Raw genomic sequence first — 19218 nt, forward strand, 5'->3', positions numbered from 1 at the left:
TCAGGAGCCTTTGCCAGTGCATTCCCCCAGCCATGTCCATGCCCCCCGTGCGGTCGTGAATCCGGCGGATCACCCGATGTTGCAGGACATCGACGGCGCGCAGAACCTGGTCGCGCTGTTTCTGAAGCGCGCGGACGAGAAGGGCGATGCGCCGTTCCTCGGCCACAAGACCGGCGGGCAGTGGGTGACGCAGACCTGGCGTTCTGCCGCCGAGCACGTGTGCCTCATTGCCGAGGCGTTGCGGGCGATGGGCCTGAAGGACGGCGACCGCGTGGCGCTGGTTTCGGAAAACCGCCCCGAATGGTGCATCGCCGATCTTGCGATCATGGCGGCAGGCTGCATCACCGTGCCGACCTACACCACCAACACCCGCCGCGATCATGCGCATATACTCGACAATTCGGGGGCGCGCGCGGTGTTCGTCTCGACCGAGAAGCTGCTGGCCCCGCTGGTGGGGGCGATTGCCCAGACCGGTCTGGTCGAGCACGTGATCGGGATCGACGACTTGAAGCGCCAGCAATCGGGCAGCTTTGAGTATCACGGCTGGACAAGCCTCATCACCGGCGATCCCGTCGCGGCGCGCGCTGCGGTCGATGCGCGGGTGGAAGGGATCGAGCGGTCGGATACCGCCTGCCTGATCTACACCAGCGGCACCGGCGGCGCGCCCCGGGGCGTGATGCAGCACCACGGAATGATCCTGTGCAACGCGGCGGGCGCTGCCGAAGTGCTGCTCAATGATTTCGGGGTGAAGGACGAACGTTTCCTGTCGTTCCTCCCGCTCTCCCACGCCTATGAACACACCGGCGGGCAATATCTGCCCATCGGGGTCGGCGCTGAGATTTTCTATTCGGAAGGGCTGGAGAAGCTCGCCAGCAATATCGAGGAAACCCGCCCCACCATCATGGTCGTCGTCCCGCGCCTGTTCGAAGTGCTGCGCACCCGCATCATGAAGCAGGTCGAAAAGCAAGGCAAAGTCGCCAATTTCATGATGGATACGGCGCTCAAGATCGCCGAGCACACCAAGGAGGGCAAGAAGCGCCTGCGCGACCGGCCGCTCGATTTCCTCGTCGAAAAGACCCTGCGCCCCAAGATCCGCGCCAAGTTTGGCGGGCGGATGAAGGCGATGGTGTCGGGCGGCGCGCCGCTCAATCCCGAAGTCGGCAATTTCTTCGACGCGATGGGCCTGACCATGCTGCAAGGCTATGGCCAGACCGAAGCCGGGCCGGTGATCAGCTGCAACCGCCCCGCGGTCGGTCTGAAGATGGACACGGTCGGCCCGCCGCTGAGGGGCGTCGAGGTCAAGATCGCGGAGGATGGCGAAATCCTCGTGCGCGGCGAGCTGGTGATGCACGGCTACTGGCGCAACGAGGCCGAGACGGCGCGCACGCTCAAGGACGGCTGGCTCCACACCGGCGACATCGGGCATATTGACGCCAAGGGCCGGATCAAGATCACCGACCGCAAGAAGGACATGATCGTCAACGACAAGGGCGACAATATCGCCCCGCAGAAGGTCGAGGGGATGCTGACGCTCCAGCCCGAAATCGCGCAGGCGATGGTGAGCGGCGACAAGCGGCCCTATGTCGTCGGCCTGATCGTGCCCGATGCCGAATGGGCGGTCGAATGGGCGCGCGCCAATGGCGAGAAGTTCGATCTGAAGGCGCTGCAGGAACTTCCCGCCTTCAAGAACGCAGTGCGCGCGGCGGTGGACCGGACCAATGCCGACCTGTCGGTGATCGAAAAGGTGCGCCAGTTCGCCTTCGCGGACGAGGCCTTCACCATCGAGAACGAGGAAATGACCCCGAGCATGAAGATCCGCCGCCACAAGATCCGCGAGCGGTATCAGGAACGGATCGACGGACTGTATCGGGGGTGAGCATCGGCGCGATGCTGATGCTCGCCGCGGCACTGCTGGCACAGTCCAGCCCCTGCCCTGTGACACTGCCAAGCGGCACGGTTGTGCGCGGGGGCTTTGCGCCTTCGCCCCAGCTTCCTGATTTTACGATCCGCAATCGCGAAAGCAGCCACGTTCTCGTCAAGCTCGAAGCGACAGAGAGCGGGCAAGACCACGTCTATTACATCGCCGCAGACGACGAGGTGACGATCCTCGGCGTGCCGCTCGGCAGCTATGCCGTCAGCGTTGCGGTCGCGGGCCGGTTCGCGCCGGATTGCCGCTCGCTCGCATCGGCGGCGGCGCTCTACCGGTTCGAAGAGCCCTTCGTCTTCACCCGCGTCGTCACCGAGAACCCGGATGGATCGCGCGACACCCGGATGGACGGCCACTGGATCGAGCTGGGTAATGACAGCCGCGACGAGGCCGGGGCATCCGCGATCTCGGTCAGCGCGTTCAACGGGTAAAGCGTTGAAGTCAGGCGGCAGATGCCGTCGCAAGCCGCAGCCCTTCCAAAAAATTCGGGGTGGCCCGCCTGCCTCCCGGCCCCTAAATCTGCGCCCATGGCGACCGGCTGCGACACCCTGACCGACAAGGAGAAAGACGCGCTGCGCCTGCTCTTGCGCGGGCATGACGCCAAGTCTTCGGCGCGCGAGCTTGGGCTTTCGGTGCATACGGTCAACGAACGGCTGCGCGAGGCGCGGCGCAAGCTTGGCGTCACCAGCAGCCGCGAGGCGGCGCGGCGTTTGGCGGCAGAGGAGCGCGGCGGCACCCCCAAAACCTTGGGGGACAAGCCATTGGGGGATGCAGGCGAGCGCCACCCGGAGGCAGGCATGGCGGCATCCGCCACCCGGCGGTGGGCGTGGTTCGGCTTTGGGCCACGCCCTGCCCTCATCCTGATAGGAGCCGCGCTTATGTCGCTTGTTCTTGCCGCCCTGTTCCTCCCCGCCTCCCCGCTGGCGATTGCCGCCCCTGCCGATGCCATGATCGAAACCGTCGCCGGCGCCGAAGCCCCACGCAAAGCTTCGAGCGAGGCCGAAGCGGCCGCCCGCGCCGCTGAAGATTTCCTCAATCTGATCGATGAGAGCAAATGGGCCGAAAGCTATGCCGCCACCGGCGCGCAGTTCCGCAAGCTCAACTCGCTTGCGACCTGGAGCGAGGTGTCCACCCGCGTGCGCACCCCGCTTGGGCCGCTGCTGACCCGTAACCTCGTCACCAACGAATTCGTCCCCACCCCGCCCGACGGCACCCGGCTGGTGAAGTTCGCCAGCACCTATGCCGATGGCACCAACCAGGTCGAAAGCGTCAGCCTTGCCTTCGAGGATGGGGCGTGGCGGGTGGTCGGCATCGTCATCGGCTGAGCGCTGTCGCCCGTCTCGCATTCCGCCACAGGCTGCCCTCATACATTTGTGCAGGCGGCCTGTGGCAATTCCCACACGCGCGCAAGACATCGCGCGGCATGATCGCCTAAGGGTTAACCATAGGCGATCAGGGGGGACGCGCATGAAGCACATCACATCGAAGACCATCGACGGCATTACCGATCTGGTGGTGATTGCGCCGATCAAGGACGGCTTCATCGACGCCTTCGAGACCATCACCTATGCCTCGCGGCTCGATCTGGTGGCGGGCGCGCTCAACAAGCTGCGGGTTGCGGCGCGCGAGTTCGAACGGGTGGTGCCGTTCAGCGATGTGACCGAGCGCATCCTCAACCTGCTCGATTTCCGCGTCGGAGTGATGGATCGCGGCACCTTCGCCTTCGACCGCGAAGGGGAAGATCACCTGAGACTGACCCCGCGCCGCTATCTCTATCTCACCGCCACCTTCGAAGGCGGGTTCGAGCCCTATATGCGCCAGATCTGGCGCCCGCTGGGGCCGTTCCTCGATCTGCTGTTCTGCAATTGCGAGGGCTACATCACCGCCACCGAGCACGGGTTCGAGGAATATATCCAGTGGGTGCGCGACCATCAGATGGACAGCGCGATCTTCTACAGCACCACCGGGCTTTCGGTGCGCGATCACAAATATCTCTCGGCGCTCGAACGGGCCGACCGCAGCGGCGCGGATGATGCGCTGCGCACCGGGCTGACGATGCCGCACCCGGAAGACGAGGCGCTGGCCACCCGCGCCGTGCATCAGCGCAAGACCGTCGAGCTCGCCTTCGAGGCGCTCAATGTGCTGCACAAGCTGGCGGATCTCTACCCGCCGGAATGGATGACCGGCCCGGTCGGCGGGCCGAATGCGCTCAAGGAAGGGCACCGCTTGCTGCGCGCGACGCGCGACATCCTGCTGGGCTTCGAGCCGGTGCTGGCGGGGCTGGAGAAGCTGGCGGCGGCCAATCCCGGCGGCGATCAGGCGAAGCTGCTGAAGGCCTATGCCGTGCCGCTCGACTGGTATCGCACGGGGTGCCGCCATATCGAGGCGCTCGATGCTGCGGCGAGGCCGCTGCCCGATCCGCCGCTCATCCTGGCCGAGGTGCAGGCCGGGATCCTCAAGCCCCACGGCCGCCGCGATACCCCGGTTCACCACGGCGCGCTGATGCTGCTGAGCGTGCGCAATGCCGAAAAGACGCGCGACTTCATCCGTGAGCTGATCGCGCGCGGGGTGCTGAGGTTCGAGGGGGATCCGACGGGCAATCCGGCAGCGCTGGTGGGCAATATCGCCTTCAGCGCGCACGGGCTGCTTGAAATGGGGATGTATCGCGACACGCTCGACCGCTTCCCGGCCGAGTTCCGCGAAGGGCTGGCGCAGCGCAGCGGGATTGTCGGCGATATGCGCGAAAACTACCCGCGCAACTGGACACTTCCCGAACGCAACGGCCCGGTGCTGATGGGGTTGGTGCCGGACGGCGTGCGCCTGCCGCCGGTGGCGCTCGAGGAGGTCGACATCGCGCTCCAGCTGCGCGGCATCGGGATGGAGGGCGAGGCCTTCCGCGCCGCTGCCCTCGCGCTGGTGAAGGTCGGGGCCGGTGCGGTTTCGCTGGAGGCGGCCGAATGGCTCCATGCGCGCTATGACGAGGAAGGCCGCTTCCGCGACCATTTCGGCTTCGTCGACGGGATCAGCCAGCCGCGCCCGCGTCAGCCTGATCTGCCCAATGACGGGTTGCCGCGCGACCGGGTGGCGCTGGGCGAGGTGCTGGCAGGCTTTGCCAATGACCGCGGCGATGGCCCGCCCGATGTGTTCCGCGATCTCGATTCGCCCGATCGTCCGCGCGATGGCAACACCGCCTGGCGCACCCCCTATCGCAAGCGCGCCCTGAAGTTTCAGACCAATGGCAGCTATCTGGTGATCCGCAAGATCGGCGAGAATGTCGACGCGCTGGAGGCCTGGCTCGATGCCAACAAGGCCGCCGTCGCCTCTGCCACGGGCTGGTGCGAGGGCGAAGCGCGCGCGCGGCTCAAGGCGGCGGTGATGGGGCGCGACGATGCCGGCCGCCCGCTGGTGCCGACGGCCTCGGCCCATCTCAACGACTTCGACTATCGCGGCGACGGTCAGGGGCTTGCCTGCCCGCTGTCGGCGCATATCCGCAGAGCCAATCCGCGCCGCACCGAGCGCGGGCTTCAGGCTCCGGTCGAAGTGCGGCGCGAGCTTGACCGGCCGACCCCGCGCCTGCTGCGCCGCGGGATGCTGTTCGGTGAAGGCGAAGGCGACACCGGCCCGCGCGGGCTGATGTTCATGGCCTATGCCGCCAGCATTGCCGAGCAATACGAGGTGATCCAGCGCTGGCTCAACGGCGGCAATCCCACCGATGTCGCCTCGGCCAACAATGACCCGCTCACCGGCGTGCGCCCGCGCGACGGGGAGGGCGCGTTCCGCTTTCTGGCCGAGCGCACCGATCCGTCGGGTGCCAGGGTGCCGGTCGCCATCAGCCTGCCGCTGCCGCCGCCCGACCAGCCGCTCGGCCTGCCCGGCGACCCGCCGAGCGAGCAGGGGCGCCATCCCTTCACGCCGCTCTATTGGGGTCTGTACCTCTTTGCCCCGGGCCGCGCGGCGCTGGCGATGATGACCGAGGAATGGCGCGGCGGCTATCAGCCGATCGAGCCGATGCTGGAGGAGGCGGTTGGCGGTGCCCAGATTCGCCGCATCCGCGAACTTCAAGACCCGCAGGTTCGCGCGGGCGAATGGAAGCGTCTGCTTGAAGACGTGCTGACCAAGGATCCGGCCGAGCGCGACATCAGCCCCCATGTCTGGGCGGCGATCCGTGACGAGGCGGGCGGGGTGCTCGATATCGAAGGCCCGGTCGGCATGATCCCGGAGACGATCGACTGGAGCAATCCGAACTGGGATGAACAACGCGTGCTGATCGCCGCGGGGGAACGCCAGGTGATGAAGGTGCTGGCCGATTGGGACAACTTCACATCGGAAGAACAGCTGCGCCGGATCATCCCCAATGCCGGGCCGATCTATGTCACCCAGCAGCCCGATGATGACTACAAGGCGCTGTCGGGTACCTACACCTACCCCAAGCCCGATGGCACCATGGCCCAGCAGAAACTGTGCTATCATGCCGAGGCCGAAGCGACCAATACCGCGCTGCTCGCCTACCCCGAAGTCGCCGCCTTCCGCGCGGGCTATGCCGCAGGTTTTGAGGTGCTCAAGGCCCGCAAGCGGGCGGCCGAGGAGCTGAACCGCACCTTCTTCAAGCTCGAGATGCGGCGCGAGTATTTCCAGCCTGCGCTCGCTGCGATCTGGAAGATCTGGTACGGCCTGCCTGACGATAAGGCGCTCCACATCGGCGGCTGGTCATGGAAACGGATCGTCGACGAGGTGGTGGACGCGGCGCTCGAACGCAAGGAAGCCTTGTGCCCCGGCGATTTCATGGCGCCCTCGCGCGGGTCGGTGTTCCCCCGTCCCAATGCCGCAATCCGCGGCTTTGCTCAGATGCACGGCAGCGCGATCCTCAAGGCCGGTCGCAATTTCGTCGCCCGCCACCGCGCCGATCCGAACCTCGAGCGCACGCCGCTGATCCAGAAGCTGTTCGAGACCACCCCGGATGATGAAGTGCTGGCGCGCAACATCATCGGCACCATGATCGGCGCGATTCCGCCGATGGAAGCCAATCTGCGCAACGTGCTGCTCGAATGGCTCCAGAGCGGGCGGCTGTGGCGGCATCAGGCGGCGCTGGTGCAGGCGCTGGGCGGAGGCTCGCCCAGTGAGCAGCCCGAGACCGCGCTCGATGTCCTCGCCGTGCCGGTCGCGCAGGCGATGTGCCTGCGGCCCGCGCCCGATATGCTGTTCCGCACCGCCAAGCGCGAGGCGACGATCCCGCGCTATTCCACCAGTCCGCAACCCGATGCGGTCGCTGAGGAAGGCGACATGGTCATCGCCAGCCTCGTTTCGGCGAGTCAGCGGGCGCTGATCCGGGATTCGAGCGGAGCGGCCGGGATCGACGTGATCTTCGGCGGCAAGCGCACCAAGGGCGCGCAGGGCTACATCTATGATGACGGCAAGGTTCGTCCCGATCCGGCCGCCAGCGACTACACCCCGGTCCACGCCTGTCCGGCGCAGGCCATGGCGATGGGCGGGATGAAGGGCATCCTTGCAGCCTTGCTGGAAGCCGGACGGATCGAGGCGCTGCCCGCCTCGCTGATCCTGCGAATCAGCGACTGGGAACCGGTCGGCTCCTAGACGAAGGACGGCATGGCAAGCGCGGTGAAGGCGGCAGCGGCACGGCCGCGCAGCGCTGCTGCCTCCGCCGCCTTGCCGCAGGCTGCCGCCAGATCCGCCGCGCAGACATCATTATGCGCGGTCTCGCTCTGCGAGACCCGCAAGGCTGCCGCGCGCCGGGCAAAGGCGAGATAGCGTCCGGCGCGCGCGGCATCACTGCGCACCATCGCGGCCCGTGCCATCGCCCGCCAGCCCATCGCCTCGCCCAACCGGTCGCCCGCGATGCGCGCCCGTGCGATCACCTGTCCCATGTACTGCCGGGCGAGCGGATGATCGCCGGTCGCGGTCATCGCTTCGACCACCCAGCCGAACACCATCGAGACGTGCTGAAGGCTCGCCCCGCCGCCGAGAAACTCGCGCGCCACGGCTTCGAGCGCCGCCGCATCGCGCGGGTCGCCGCTGTGCCGCCAGCGGGCATAGGCGATCTGCGCGCGGGCGGTGCGGCTCTGCATCCGGGCGCGGCTGCGGTGACTGACAGCGAGCACAGCCTCGGCGGTGGCGATGGCCTCGTCCCACGCGCCCTCGGTCACCCGCGCGGCGGAACGGTAGAGCAGGATGCTCGCATTCATGGCGCTGGCGGGGTCGGCGAGGATGCGGTCGGCCTCGGCAAACAGCCCGGCGGCGCGGGCGTGATGGCCGCTCTGGGCGTTCAGGAAGGCGAAGCCCGCATAGGCATAGGCCGCAATCTCGCGGTCACCGCGCGCCTGCGCCCCGGCGAGCGCGGGCAGGTGGGTCTCGAAGGCAGCGATGGCCTCGGCCACCCGTCCGCTGGCGAACAGCGAATGGGCAAGCTTGATGCAGATCCGCGGCACATCGCCTTGTCGCCCCGCCCCCTTGGCCCGCTCGAGCGCCGCTTCAAGGTGACGAACCGATCGCTTGCCCAGCCCCGTGCCGTAGGCGATCATCCCCAGCCAGTATTCGGCGCGCTGCAAGTCGCGCGCGTCGCCATGCTGGGCGAGCTCGGCGCGCAGCCGTTCGAGCACGGCCAGCTGATCGGGGGCCGGATCGACGATGCAGGCGAGGCCGAACTTGTTGAGCAGCGCCCAGGCCGCATCACGCCGTGCAGCCGGGGTGGGCAGGCGCTCAATCAGGTCGAGCGCGGCGAGGTAATGCCCCTGCGCCCGGTCAAGCGCGCCCGCCGCCAGCGCTGCATCGCCCGCTTCGATCGCATAGGCCAGCCCCGTCCCCCCGCGCCCGGCGGCAACGGCATGATAGGCGAGGGCATCGAGCAACGCCTCGCGCCCACGCTCGGGGATGGCGGCTTCAAGGCTTGCCAGAACCTCGGCGTGGAGCAGTCGCCGCTCGTCCCGGCCAAGCCCGGCATAGAGCGCGTCGCGGGTCAGCCCGTGCTTGAAGCGATAGGTGCCCGGTGCCTCGCCCGGAAACAGGAAGTCGGCCGTCTGCAACCGGTCTAGCTGGTCGGCATCCAGCCCCGCCCCATGGAGCCGTTCGATCAGCCAGCCGGGCGCGATATGGCCGATCACCGCCGACAGCTTGAGCAGGTCACGGTCGGCCCGTTCCAGCCGGTCAAAGCGCGATTGCACCGACTGGTCGAACCACACCCCGCGCGGGTCGTGATCGGGCGCAGCGCCGCCGCTGGCAAAGGCGTGGCACAGCTCCTCGATCAGCAGCGGCGATCCGCCCGAGGCGCGTTCGATCCGGTCGACCACAAAGGGATCGGGCGAGGCCAGCAGCGCCTCGATCGTCGCGAGCGTCGCATCGCGCCCCAGCGGCGCCAGCGCGAGGACGGTGGCGGCATGGGCATCGGACAGGTCGAAGCTGGCCCCGCGCGAGGCGAGCACGCAGCGCAGCCGCGCGGGATCGGCCTCGCGCAGCAGCTGGGCGAGGAAATCGCGGCTCGCATCATCGGCCCATTGCCAGTCGTCGATCACCAGAAGCACCCGCGCCCCCAGCAGTGCGGCGCGCAAGGTGTCGGGTGTGTCGCCCGCGCTGCTTCCGGCAAGATGCTCGGCCGCCTGACTGAAGGCCTGCAAGGGCCGCGCGCTGAGATATGCCTCGCAATAGCCAAGCGCGACCTGCCAGCCATGTTCGGCCGCGTGCGCGGTGATGCGCGTCAGGAAGCGGCTCTTGCCGATGCCTGCCGGGCCGTGGAGGGCGAGTACAGCCGGGGTTTCCGCCGGGGTTGCCAGCCAGCGGGTGAAACGCTCCCACTCGGCGGTGCGGCCCTGGAACGGGGTCAGCCCGGCCTGCGCGCGCGCCTCATAACGCCGCGCGATCCCGCTGCGCCCGGTGACGCTCAGACATTCGAGCGGGGTGCGATGGCCCTTGGGCGTGATCCGGCGCGGCTCGCCATGGGTGAAGAAGTGCCGCTCGGCCCCCAATGTCTCGGCGCTGACGAGGATCTCGCCGGGCGCAGCGGCATCGCAGATGCGCGCGGCGACATTGGTGGCATCGCCCAGCACCTCGTACTTGCCGCGCACCACATCGCCTTCGCGCATCAGGACCAGGCCGGCATGAATCCCGCTATGCAGCCGCAGCGTCAGATCGGGCGCGCCGAACACCGCCGCGAGCGTGCCGATCGCGGCGTGCATATCGAGCGCGGCTTCGGTTGCGCGCCGGCCTGCGTCCTCGTGGACATCGGGATAGCCGAAAAGGCACAGCATCCCGTCACCATCGACCCTCACGATATCGCCGCCATGGGCCGGGATCACCCGCTGGGCGATGGCGCGGATCTGGCCGATCACTTCGGCAAATTGCTCCGGCTCCAGCCCTGCTGCCAGCGCCGTGGAATCGCTGAGGTCGGCAAACAGCAGCGTCACCAGCCGCCGCTCCTGCGTGACGGAGTGCATCAGCGTGAGAGTCGCTCGCGCAGCGCGGCAAGGCCGCTGCGCGAGGTCACCACCAGCTTGCGTCCGGTTTGTTCGAGGAGCCCGTCCTTGGCGAGCAACCGCATCTCGCGCGTCACCGCCTCGCGGTGCGTGCCGATCCGCGCGGCGAGATCGGCATGGGTCGGCATCCGCGCGATCTCGCTACGCTCGTCGTCGACAGCGTGGGCGGCCGCCAGCCGCATCAACTCGCTCACCAGCCGCGCCGCGACCGGCTGCGAGGCGAGCTCGACCGACTTTTCCGACAGGTTGCGCACCCGCGACACCAGCTGTGCGGCCATCCAGAACCCTGCGCCGGGCACTTCGACCAGAAATGTGCGGAACGCGGAGGCCGTGACCATCACCAGCGCGGAATCCTCCACCGCCGTGACATTGGCCGAACGCGGTCGCCCATCGATCGCGGCGAGCTCCCCGAACAGCCGCCCCGGCCCCATGTCGCGCAGGATCGTCTCGCGGCCATTGGCGGAAAAGACCGAGATGTTCACCCGGCCCGAGCGGATCAGATAGACATCGCTCGCTTCCGACCCTTGTGCGATCAGCATCTGGCCCTTGCGAGCGTGCACCCGCGCACCGCGCGCGATGAAGGCATCGGCAAGGGCTGGCGGGAGGGCTTCCTCCTCGTCCAGTCCGGCGATGGCGACTTGTCTGATACGCTCCATTGGGTGACCCCCGACCCTTGCCACAAGCGATGCACAAATGTGCGATTCAGCACAAGGCCGATGTGACCGTTACCGCCGCGCGCTGCGGGAGGCCCGGCCAGAGTGCAGCGCGTGCGATGCCGCGGCGCTATGGCCGAAGGGAGCCTTGATGACGATTACCCAAAGTAGTTGGAAGACCCAGCCGGGCGATCTTGCCGTGATGATCAAGCCGCTGCGCCCGTTCATCGCCAAGCCCCGGCTCAGCCTGATTTCTGCCAGCGAAGACAGGGACTTTGCCTTTTCGGCCCGCGGTGATGTGTTGACCGCGATCGTGCCCGAGGCCGATGTCGCCCGGCTGATGGCCGCTCCGGCGGATGGATCGGGCCTCCACCTGCTGCTGGCGATGCGCGCGCTGTTCAAGCCCGGCACGCCGACTCGGCGGTGGCAATGGGGTGTCAAGCTGGCGCAGGAAGGCAAGGCGCTGACCTGCTATGGCCCGCGCGGCATTTCCGTGCCGCCCGATGCCGATGGCTTCGTGCGTTCGGCGGTGCACGCCTTCCCGGCGCACCGGCTCCACGGCCATGATGCCTGGGATCTCGTGCTCGCCGAGCGCACGGCGCAGCCCGGCGCGGCGTGGCACCCGGCCGACCGGACATCCTCCCCGGCAGGCGACAGCGAACTGTGCCGCGCGCGCTGATCCTTGAAGAGGTCGAGCACCGCATAGGTGGCGACGGGTGCGAACGGCTGCTGCTCGCTCCGATTTCGCGCCACTTCGCACCGGGCCGCTGCCATGTGGTCAACGGGCCGCCCGGCGTGGGCAAGACCACCTTGCTGGCGATCCTGTCGCTCGCGCTGCGCCCTTCATCGGGCGCGGTGCTGTGGGGTGAGGAGCGCGTCTCGGATTACTCGATCGCGCAGACCGCAGCCTGGCGGCGCGATCATCTCGGGCTGGTCAGCCAGACCCGCCAGATGGTCGAGGTGATGAGCGTGCGCGAGCATATCCGCCTCGCTGCCACGCTGCGCGGTCAGCCCGAGGCCGAGGCCGAAGGGCTCGCGATCCTCGGGATGCTCGGCCTCGGCACCCGCCTCGCTGCGTGTCCGGCCGAATTGACCGGCGGGGAAAAGCAGCGCGTGGCGATTGCGCAGGCGCTGTGCACCCAGCCACCGATCCTGTTGGCGGATGAGCCCACCGCCGCGCTCGACCACGCCAATGCGCAGGCCGTGGCCGACGCCCTCCACCGCTACGCGGCCGAGCGCGATGCGGTGGTGATCTGCGTCAGCCACGATCCGGTGATGATGGCGGCCGCAGACGATCTGCTGGTGCTGGAGCCCGCCTGAGGGGTTGGCCTGGGGGGCGGAGCTGGAGCCTGCGGCAAAGCCGCAGGCTTGCGTCAGACGGGATCGGCGGGCTTGCGCCGCCGACCCGCTGGCCGGCCGCTTCGGCTGCCGCTGCGCGGCACCGGCGGCCAGCGCGGCTGGCCGCCTGCCTGCGCTAGTACATATGCTGCCCGCCGTTGATGCTCATGGTGGAGCCGGTCATGAACCCGCCGTTCTCGCTGGTCAGGAAGGCCACCCCGCGGGCGATTTCCTCGGCCATGCCGAGGCGGCCGACCGGGATCTTGGCGACGATCTTCTCCAGCACCGGAGCAGGCACCGCAGCGACCATGTCGGTGTCGATGTAGCCCGGCGCGATCGCGTTGACCGTCACCCCGAATTTCGCGCCCTCCTGCGCCAAGGCCTTGGTAAAGCCGTGAATTCCGCTCTTGGCGGCGGCATAGTTGACCTGCCCGTATTGCCCCGCCTGCCCATTGATCGAGCCGATGTTGACGATCCGCCCCCACCCGCGCTCGCGCATTCCGGGGAAGGTCGCCTTGGCCATGTTGAAGCACCCGCCGAGGTTGATGCGCATGACGTCGTTCCAGTCGTCGAAGCTCATCTTGTGGAGCGTGCCGTCGCGGGTGATCCCGGCGTTGTTGACCACGATGTCGACCGGCCCGAACTCCTCCGCCACGGCCGCGCACCCGGCCTGGGTCGCCTCGAAATCGCCCACATCCCAACGCCTTGCGGGGATTCCGGTGGCCTCGGTGAAGGCCTGCGCCTTGGCCTCGTTCCCGGCGTAGTTGGCGATCACGGTGTGACCCTGGCGCTGCAACCGCTTGCAGATCGCCTCCCCGATTCCGCGCGTTCCTCCGGTGACGATGGCAACCCGGCCCATGGCAAATCTCCCTCATGCACGATGCGTGATGCGGGCAGACTAGCGAGCCGATTCCCTTAGGGAAAGCAGCGAATAGCTATGCGACAAAGGGCGACAAAGGGCGACAAGGCGCGACAAGCGGCGTCAAAACCGTGCGACAATGTTGCAGAAACCGGCTGCCGGATGCGGCATTGGCGCAGCCTTGCGGCCGGATCAGAACTTGATCTGCGTGCCCACGTAGACCGCCTGGCTATCCTGCACCGAATTGGTCAGCGGATCGAGCCGCTCCCGCTCCTGCGAATAGCGCACCCCGGCGGTGACGTTCAGGTTGCGCGAGAGGCGGAAGCTGCCGCCCACGTCCACGGTCTGCTGCCCGATCGAATCGAGCGTATTGGGCGAGCGACCGGCGATCGCGCGATCTTCCAGCTCGATCCGCGGTTGCAGACGGCTGGGCTTGCCCTCGGCCGCGGGGCGCGAGGGTTCGAACTGCTTGAGATCGGGCAGGCTGAGGTTCTGCACGCTGTCGGTCAGATCGACAGTGCGCGTGAAGCTGCGATAGCCGCGCGCTGCGCCAAGCTGGAAGCGGCTGGTGTCGAGCCCGGCGAAGGCCGTGCCGCGACCGGGCACCGCATCAAGCGCCTTGCGCACCGAAATCGCCCGAGCGGTTTCATCATCGACCCGGACTGCGACCGTCACGGTGCGCTTGCCGCTGATCGGGGGGGCGCTGGCGGGGGTGAAGTGGATGCCGCGGGCGCGTGCCTTGCCGGCCACGCGGGCGGCAAGGTCAGGATCGACCGAAGCGGGGGTGAACAGGCCAAGGCCCATCGCATCGAGCGAGCCGCCGGCGCGCGCGGCCATCGCGTCGCCTGCCAGCGCCAGCCCGGCGCTCGGCACGGCGAGCGCCAGCGCGCCGCACACCCCGGCGCACAGGGCGAAGGACGGCAGCGTGCGCTGCGTCTTTCCTGCCGTGTCCGCGATGCGTGCCATGCTGCCTTTCGACCCTCTGATTGCTGCCTAGCCGGACATCTGCCCAACCAGACTCTACCTGAACCGCGGATGAGTCGCGCCTCAGCTGAAACATAGTGATAGGCAGAGGCGGTGTTCTTGCAACGGTCTTGCTGCAACCTTGTAAGGATTCGCCTGCCACCTGTGGCATAGCGCACACAGATAGCGGCGAGTCGTCACCTGCGCCCTGCATTCAGGCTCGGTAAAGCCCGCAGGCCGTCAAGCCTGCCTGCGACGCTTGCCTGCAAACCTGAGCGGATGATGCTTGCCGCACGGGGGCATGGGGCTATAGAGCGAGCGGATTAGTGACGATGAGGATGATCCGGCAGTGACACGCGCCAATTCCGCCAATTTCCGCCCCGCACTCCGCCGCGCGGGCTGCTATGCCCTGCTGGGTGCGTCGCTGATCGGGCTCAGCGCCTGCGGCGGACGTGATCGCCCGACCACCGAATTGTCGGCCGCACAGCTCAACACCATCGGCGTCAACGCCTATCTGTGGCGCGCCGCGCTCGACACGGTGAGCTTCGCGCCGCTGCTCCAGGCCGACAGCGCCGGGGGCGTGATCGTGACCGACTGGTACGCCAACCCCGCCAACCCGGGCGAACGGGTGAAGCTGACCGTCACCATCCTCGATCAGGATCTGCGCGCCGATGCGCTGCGCGTTGCGGCGAGCCGCCAGGTGAACGAAGGCGGCAACTGGGTCGAAGCTCCCGTGCAGGCAGCAACGGTGCAGAAGCTTGAGGACATCATCCTCACCAAGGCCCGCGATCTGCGCCGCCAGGCGATCCAGTCCTGATCACCGTTCCCATTCCGATACCGCCCTTCCACGGATAGGCTCACATGACCGACACCCGTTTTGATCCGTCCGTCGCTGACGGGCGCTGGCAGCGCGCATGGGAAGAAGCGGGCACCTTCACCGCCGATTCCGACAGCGAGAAGCCCAAGAGCTTCATCCTCGAGATGTTCCCCTATCCCTCGGGGCGCATCCACATGGGCCACGTGCGCAACTACACGATGGGTGACGTGCTCGCGCGCTACCAGAAGATGCGCGGGTTCGAGGTGCTGCACCCGATGGGCTGGGACGCCTTCGGGATGCCGGCCGAAAACGCCGCGATGGAAAAGGGCGTGCACCCCGGCGGCTGGACGCGCCAGAACATCGCGCAGATGAAAGCCCAGTTGCAGCGCATCGGCTTCGCGCTCGACTGGACGCGCGAATTCGCCACCTGCGATCCCGAATATTACGGCCACGAACAGGCGCTGTTCCTCGATCTGTATGAGGCGGGGCTGGTCTACCGCAAGGAATCGACCGTCAACTGGGACCCGGTCGACATGACGGTTCTGGCGAATGAGCAGGTGATCGACGGCAAGGGCTGGCGCTCGGGCGCGGAGGTTGAGAAGCGCAAGCTGAACCAGTGGTTCCTCAAGATCACCGATTTTGCCGATGATCTGCTGGCGGGGCTGGGCGAGCTGAAGGACTGGCCCGAGAAGGTCCGCCTGATGCAGGAGAACTGGATCGGGAAGTCGCAGGGGCTGGAGTTCAGCTTCGACCTCTCCGACGGTGGCAAGCTGGCGGTCTATTCGACCCGGCCCGACACGATCTTCGGCGCGAGCTTCTGCGCGATCGCTGCCGATCACCCGATTGCGCAAGGGCTGGCGGGTGACCCGGAAGTCGCCGCCTTCATCGACCAGTGCAAGAAGGGCGCGACCACCGCGGCCGCGCTCGAGACGGCGGAAAAGCTGGGGTATCGCACGGCCGTAACCGCCAAGCACCCGTTCACCGGGGCGGATCTGCCGGTCTTCATCGCCAACTTCGTGCTGATGGAATACGGCACGGGCGCGGTGATGGGCGTGCCGGGGCATGATCAGCGCGACTTTGAGTTCGCCACGAAATACGAACTGCCGATCCTGCGCGTTGTCGCGAGCGATCCCGCGCAGGCCGACGCGCCGTTCAAGGGCGAGGCCGAGGCGGGGGACGGGGTGATCGTCAACTCGGACTTCCTCAACGGCATGACCGTCGAAGCGGCCAAGCAGGCCGTCATCACCCGCGCCGAACAAGGCGGCTGGGGCGAGGGCCGCACCGTGTGGCGCCTGCGCGACTGGGGTGTCAGCCGCCAGCGCTATTGGGGTACCCCGATCCCCTTCATCCATTGCGACAGTTGCGGCGTGGTGCCGGTGCCCAAGGACCAGCTGCCGGTGACGCTGCCCGAGGACGTCAGCTTCGACATCCCCGGCAACCCGCTCGAACGCCACCCGACGTGGAAGCACGTGGACTGCCCCAAGTGCGGCAAAGCGGCGCGGCGCGAGACCGATACGCTCGACACCTTCGTCGACAGCTCGTGGTATTTCCTGCGTTTTGCGAGCCAGCCCGCCGACAAGCCCTTCGATCCCGAAGAGGTCGCCAAGTGGATGCCGGTGCAGCACTATATCGGCGGCATCGAGCACGCGATCCTGCACCTGCTCTACGCCCGCTTCTGGACGCGGGCGCTGGCTCACATCGGCAAGCTCGACGTGAAGGAGCCGTTCGCCGCACTGTTCACGCAGGGCATGGTGACGCACGAGACCTATAGCCGCATCGATGAAGCGCGCGGCGTGCCGGTGTTCTTCGGGCCGGAGGATGTTAACCGCACCTCTGACGGCGCGACGCTGCTGGCCGATGGCGCGCCGGTTGACGTCGGCCGCGTCATCAAGATGTCGAAGTCTAAGAAGAACGTCGTCGACCCCGACGCGATCATCGCCCGCCACGGCGCGGATGCGGTGCGGTGGTTCATGCTCTCGGATAGCCCGCCCGAGCGCGATCTGCCGTGGTCGGATGCGGGGATCGAGGGCTGCGCGCGCTTCGTCCAGCGGCTGTGGCGGCTGTTCGGGCAGGCAGGCGCGGGCGGCGCGGGGGCCGATGCGGAATATGACAAGGCCCTGGATCGCAAGCTCCACCAGACCATCGCCGCGGTGGCCGAGGATATCGAGGCGCTGAGTTTCAACAAGGCGGTCGCCCGCATCTACGAACTCGTGGGCGCGGTCGAGAAGGCGCCGCTGTCCTCCACCCGTTCCGACGCGATCCGCAAGCTCGCCGTGCTGGTCTCGCCGATGATGCCGCATCTCGCCGAAGAGGCGCGTGCGACCTATGGCCTTGGCACCGGCCTCGTCGCCGAATCCGCCTGGCCCGACGTCGACCCGGCGCTGCTGGTCGATGACGAGGTCACCATCGCGATCCAGCACATGGGCAAGCTGCGCGACACCGTCACCGCGCCCAAGGGTGCCTCGAAGGAGGCGCTGGAGGCGCTCGCGCTGGCTTCGGCCAACCTGCAACGCTCGATTGACGGCGCGGCGGTGCGCAAGATCATTGTCGTGCCCGACCGATTGGTGAATATCGTCACCTGATGCGACTTGTGCTTCTCCTCGCGGCGACGCTCGCCCTTTCCGCCTGCGGTCTTCAGCCGATGTATGCCGGCGGGATCGGGCAGGCGGTCGCGGCCGATCTCGCTGCGGTCGAGATCCCGGCGATCCAGGGGCAGGGCGGCTGGCTGGTCAAGAACGCGCTGGAGGCGCGACTGGGGGTTGCGGGGCAGGCCACGCCGCGCTTCCGGCTCGATGTGCGCCTCGACGATTCGCTCGAAGCCCTTGGCGTCCTCAACGATGACACCATCAGCCGCGAACGCCGCATCCTGCGCGCGCGCTACCAGCTGATCGATCTGGCGAGCGGCACGGTGCTGCTCGATGCGACCGCCGGGTCGGACGCGGGGATCGACGTGGTCAGCAGCGAATATGCCACGATCGCCGCCGAGCAGAAGGCGCTCGAAAACCTCGCGCTCGAAGTCGCTGACCGGATCGCCACGCAGGTCGCGGTGACGCTGCGCGATCAGGCCGCCGTCCCGCAGCCGTGAAGGCGACCCAGAAGGACTTTCTGCGCGGCCCTCCCCCCGGCGCGGCGGGGTGCCGCATCTTCTTCTTTTGCGGGCCGGATGAGGCAGGCGCCAGCGCGGCGGCCAGCCGCCTTGCCGCAGCGCTCCCCGATCCGGGCGAGCGGGTCGAGCTCGCCGGAGCCGATCTCAAGCGCGATCCTGCGCTGCTGGGCGACGAGGCGCGCTCGGCCTCGCTGTTCGGCGACAAGCGCCATATCTGGGTGCGCGCCAGCGGCGATGATGCGCATGATGCGCTGCAATTCCTGATCGAAACCGCCGAGGCCGGCGCGGGCGAGGCCGCCCCGGTGTTCGTCGTCGCCACCTCCGCCACCGACAAGTCGCGCACCGCCAAGCTGCTGGAAAAGCGCAAGGATGCACTGGTGGCAATGTTCCATCCGCCCGATCTGTCGGCGGTCGCGCAGGCCGTGCGCGCGATGGCGGATGCGGCGGGCTTGCGGCTCGGCGGCGATCTGGCGGAACGCATTGCGCGGGCCGCCGGGCTCGATGTGCGCCTCGCCCAGTCCGAAGTGACCAAGCTCGCGCTTTATGTCGGGGCCGATCCGCAAGCGCCCAAACCCGCCACCCCCGAAGACCACGCCGCCATCGGCGCGGCGACCGAGGAAGACGGCTTTGCCCCGCTGGTCAACGCGGTGCTGGGGGGCGAGCTTGGCAAGGTCGCCAGCGAGATCCGGCGGATGCGCGAATTGGGATTGAACCCCGTCGGCGTCGCGCTCGCGCTCGAACGCCGCGCCGCGCAACTGGCGCAGATCGCCGCCTACCTTGGCCCGCGCGGCAATTTCGACAGCATCGACAAGGGTGCGGAGATGCGGCTCGGCATCTTCTTCAAGGAAAAGCGCGACATCGCCAACCAGTTCAAGCGCTGGACGATGCCCGCCGCGCGCGGCAGCCAGGAAACCCGACTCGACCGGCTGATCCCACGGCTTGCCGCATTGCATCGCAGCCTTCTCGCCAATAGTCAGGCGGCCGAGCTGCTGCTGGCGCAGGAATTGGCAGAAATTGTCAGATTTGCTGCGAAGCGGTAGCAAAATGTGACAGACCGCACTTCGCAGTCGCACAA

At 67.8% G+C, this 19218-nt stretch carries 14 protein-coding genes; 10 read left to right on the forward strand and 4 right to left on the reverse strand.

The window, feature by feature from the left end; genetic code table 11:
* Nucleotides 1-76: 76 nt before the first annotated feature.
* The 4 genes from PS060_RS06560 (at nt 77) to PS060_RS06575 (ending at nt 7519) form a co-directional block, all read left to right on the forward strand.
* Nucleotides 77-1876, forward strand: coding sequence for an AMP-dependent synthetase/ligase (locus PS060_RS06560; protein ID WP_273986867.1), 1800 nt, complete (start codon nt 77-79; stop codon nt 1874-1876).
* Nucleotides 1873-2358, forward strand: a complete 486-nt coding sequence (locus PS060_RS06565; protein ID WP_273986327.1) for a hypothetical protein — start codon at nt 1873-1875, stop codon at nt 2356-2358. Before PS060_RS06560 ends, PS060_RS06565 begins: the two co-directional genes overlap by 4 nt.
* 96 nt (nt 2359-2454) lie before the next feature.
* Nucleotides 2455-3252, forward strand: coding sequence for a helix-turn-helix domain-containing protein (locus PS060_RS06570; RefSeq protein WP_273986328.1), 798 nt, complete (start codon nt 2455-2457; stop codon nt 3250-3252).
* A gap of 142 nt (nt 3253-3394) precedes the next feature.
* A complete protein-coding gene (locus PS060_RS06575; protein WP_273986329.1) occupies nt 3395-7519 on the forward strand; it encodes a Dyp-type peroxidase in 4125 nt (1374 codons plus the stop codon).
* Here the strand turns inward: PS060_RS06575 and PS060_RS06580 are convergent.
* Complete coding sequence (locus PS060_RS06580) at nt 7516-10368, reverse strand: adenylate/guanylate cyclase domain-containing protein (protein ID WP_273986331.1); 2853 nt, start codon at nt 10366-10368, stop codon at nt 7516-7518. The genes PS060_RS06575 and PS060_RS06580 overlap by 4 nt on opposite strands.
* Nucleotides 10368-11063, reverse strand: a complete 696-nt coding sequence (locus PS060_RS06585; RefSeq protein ID WP_273986333.1) for a Crp/Fnr family transcriptional regulator — start codon at nt 11061-11063, stop codon at nt 10368-10370. Before PS060_RS06585 ends, PS060_RS06580 begins: the two co-directional genes overlap by 1 nt.
* Nucleotides 11064-11211: 148 nt before the next feature.
* Between PS060_RS06585 and PS060_RS06590 the strand changes: the two genes are divergently transcribed.
* Both PS060_RS06590 and PS060_RS06595 read left to right on the forward strand, forming a co-directional pair.
* Nucleotides 11212-11739, forward strand: a complete 528-nt coding sequence (locus tag PS060_RS06590; protein ID WP_273986334.1) for a hypothetical protein — start codon at nt 11212-11214, stop codon at nt 11737-11739.
* Entirely contained in the window at nt 11724-12380 is a 657-nt protein-coding gene (locus tag PS060_RS06595) for an ABC transporter ATP-binding protein (protein ID WP_273986335.1), read from the forward strand. Before PS060_RS06590 ends, PS060_RS06595 begins: the two co-directional genes overlap by 16 nt.
* 154 nt (nt 12381-12534) lie before the next feature.
* On the opposite strand, the gene phbB is transcribed toward PS060_RS06595, so the two are convergent.
* Both phbB and PS060_RS06605 read right to left on the reverse strand, forming a co-directional pair.
* The gene (gene phbB / locus PS060_RS06600; RefSeq protein WP_273986336.1) at nt 12535-13257 is read right to left on the reverse strand and encodes an acetoacetyl-CoA reductase; all 723 of its coding nucleotides are present in this window, start codon (nt 13255-13257) and stop codon (nt 12535-12537) included.
* A 192-nt stretch (nt 13258-13449) separates the two neighbouring features.
* A complete protein-coding gene (locus PS060_RS06605) occupies nt 13450-14223 on the reverse strand; it encodes a hypothetical protein (RefSeq protein WP_273986337.1) in 774 nt (257 codons plus the stop codon).
* A gap of 346 nt (nt 14224-14569) precedes the next feature.
* Here PS060_RS06605 and PS060_RS06610 point away from each other — a divergent pair, with 346 nt between their 5' ends.
* The 4 genes from PS060_RS06610 to holA are packed head-to-tail and all read left to right on the forward strand — an operon-like array spanning nt 14570 to nt 19183.
* Complete coding sequence (locus PS060_RS06610) at nt 14570-15037, forward strand: DUF3576 domain-containing protein (protein ID WP_443112407.1); 468 nt, start codon at nt 14570-14572, stop codon at nt 15035-15037.
* A 44-nt stretch (nt 15038-15081) separates the two neighbouring features.
* Entirely contained in the window at nt 15082-17619 is a 2538-nt protein-coding gene (gene leuS, locus PS060_RS06615; protein ID WP_273986339.1) for a leucine--tRNA ligase, read from the forward strand.
* Complete coding sequence (gene lptE / locus PS060_RS06620; protein ID WP_273986341.1) at nt 17619-18122, forward strand: LPS assembly lipoprotein LptE; 504 nt, start codon at nt 17619-17621, stop codon at nt 18120-18122. Before leuS ends, lptE begins: the two co-directional genes overlap by 1 nt.
* Nucleotides 18119-19183: a DNA polymerase III subunit delta gene (gene holA / locus PS060_RS06625; RefSeq protein WP_273986342.1), complete on the forward strand. Its 1065-nt coding sequence runs from the start codon at nt 18119-18121 to the stop codon at nt 19181-19183. Before lptE ends, holA begins: the two co-directional genes overlap by 4 nt.
* Nucleotides 19184-19218 lie beyond the last annotated feature (35 nt).

Source organism: Erythrobacter sp. BLCC-B19 (assembly GCF_028621955.1).
Taxonomy (GTDB): Bacteria; Pseudomonadota; Alphaproteobacteria; order Sphingomonadales; family Sphingomonadaceae; genus Erythrobacter.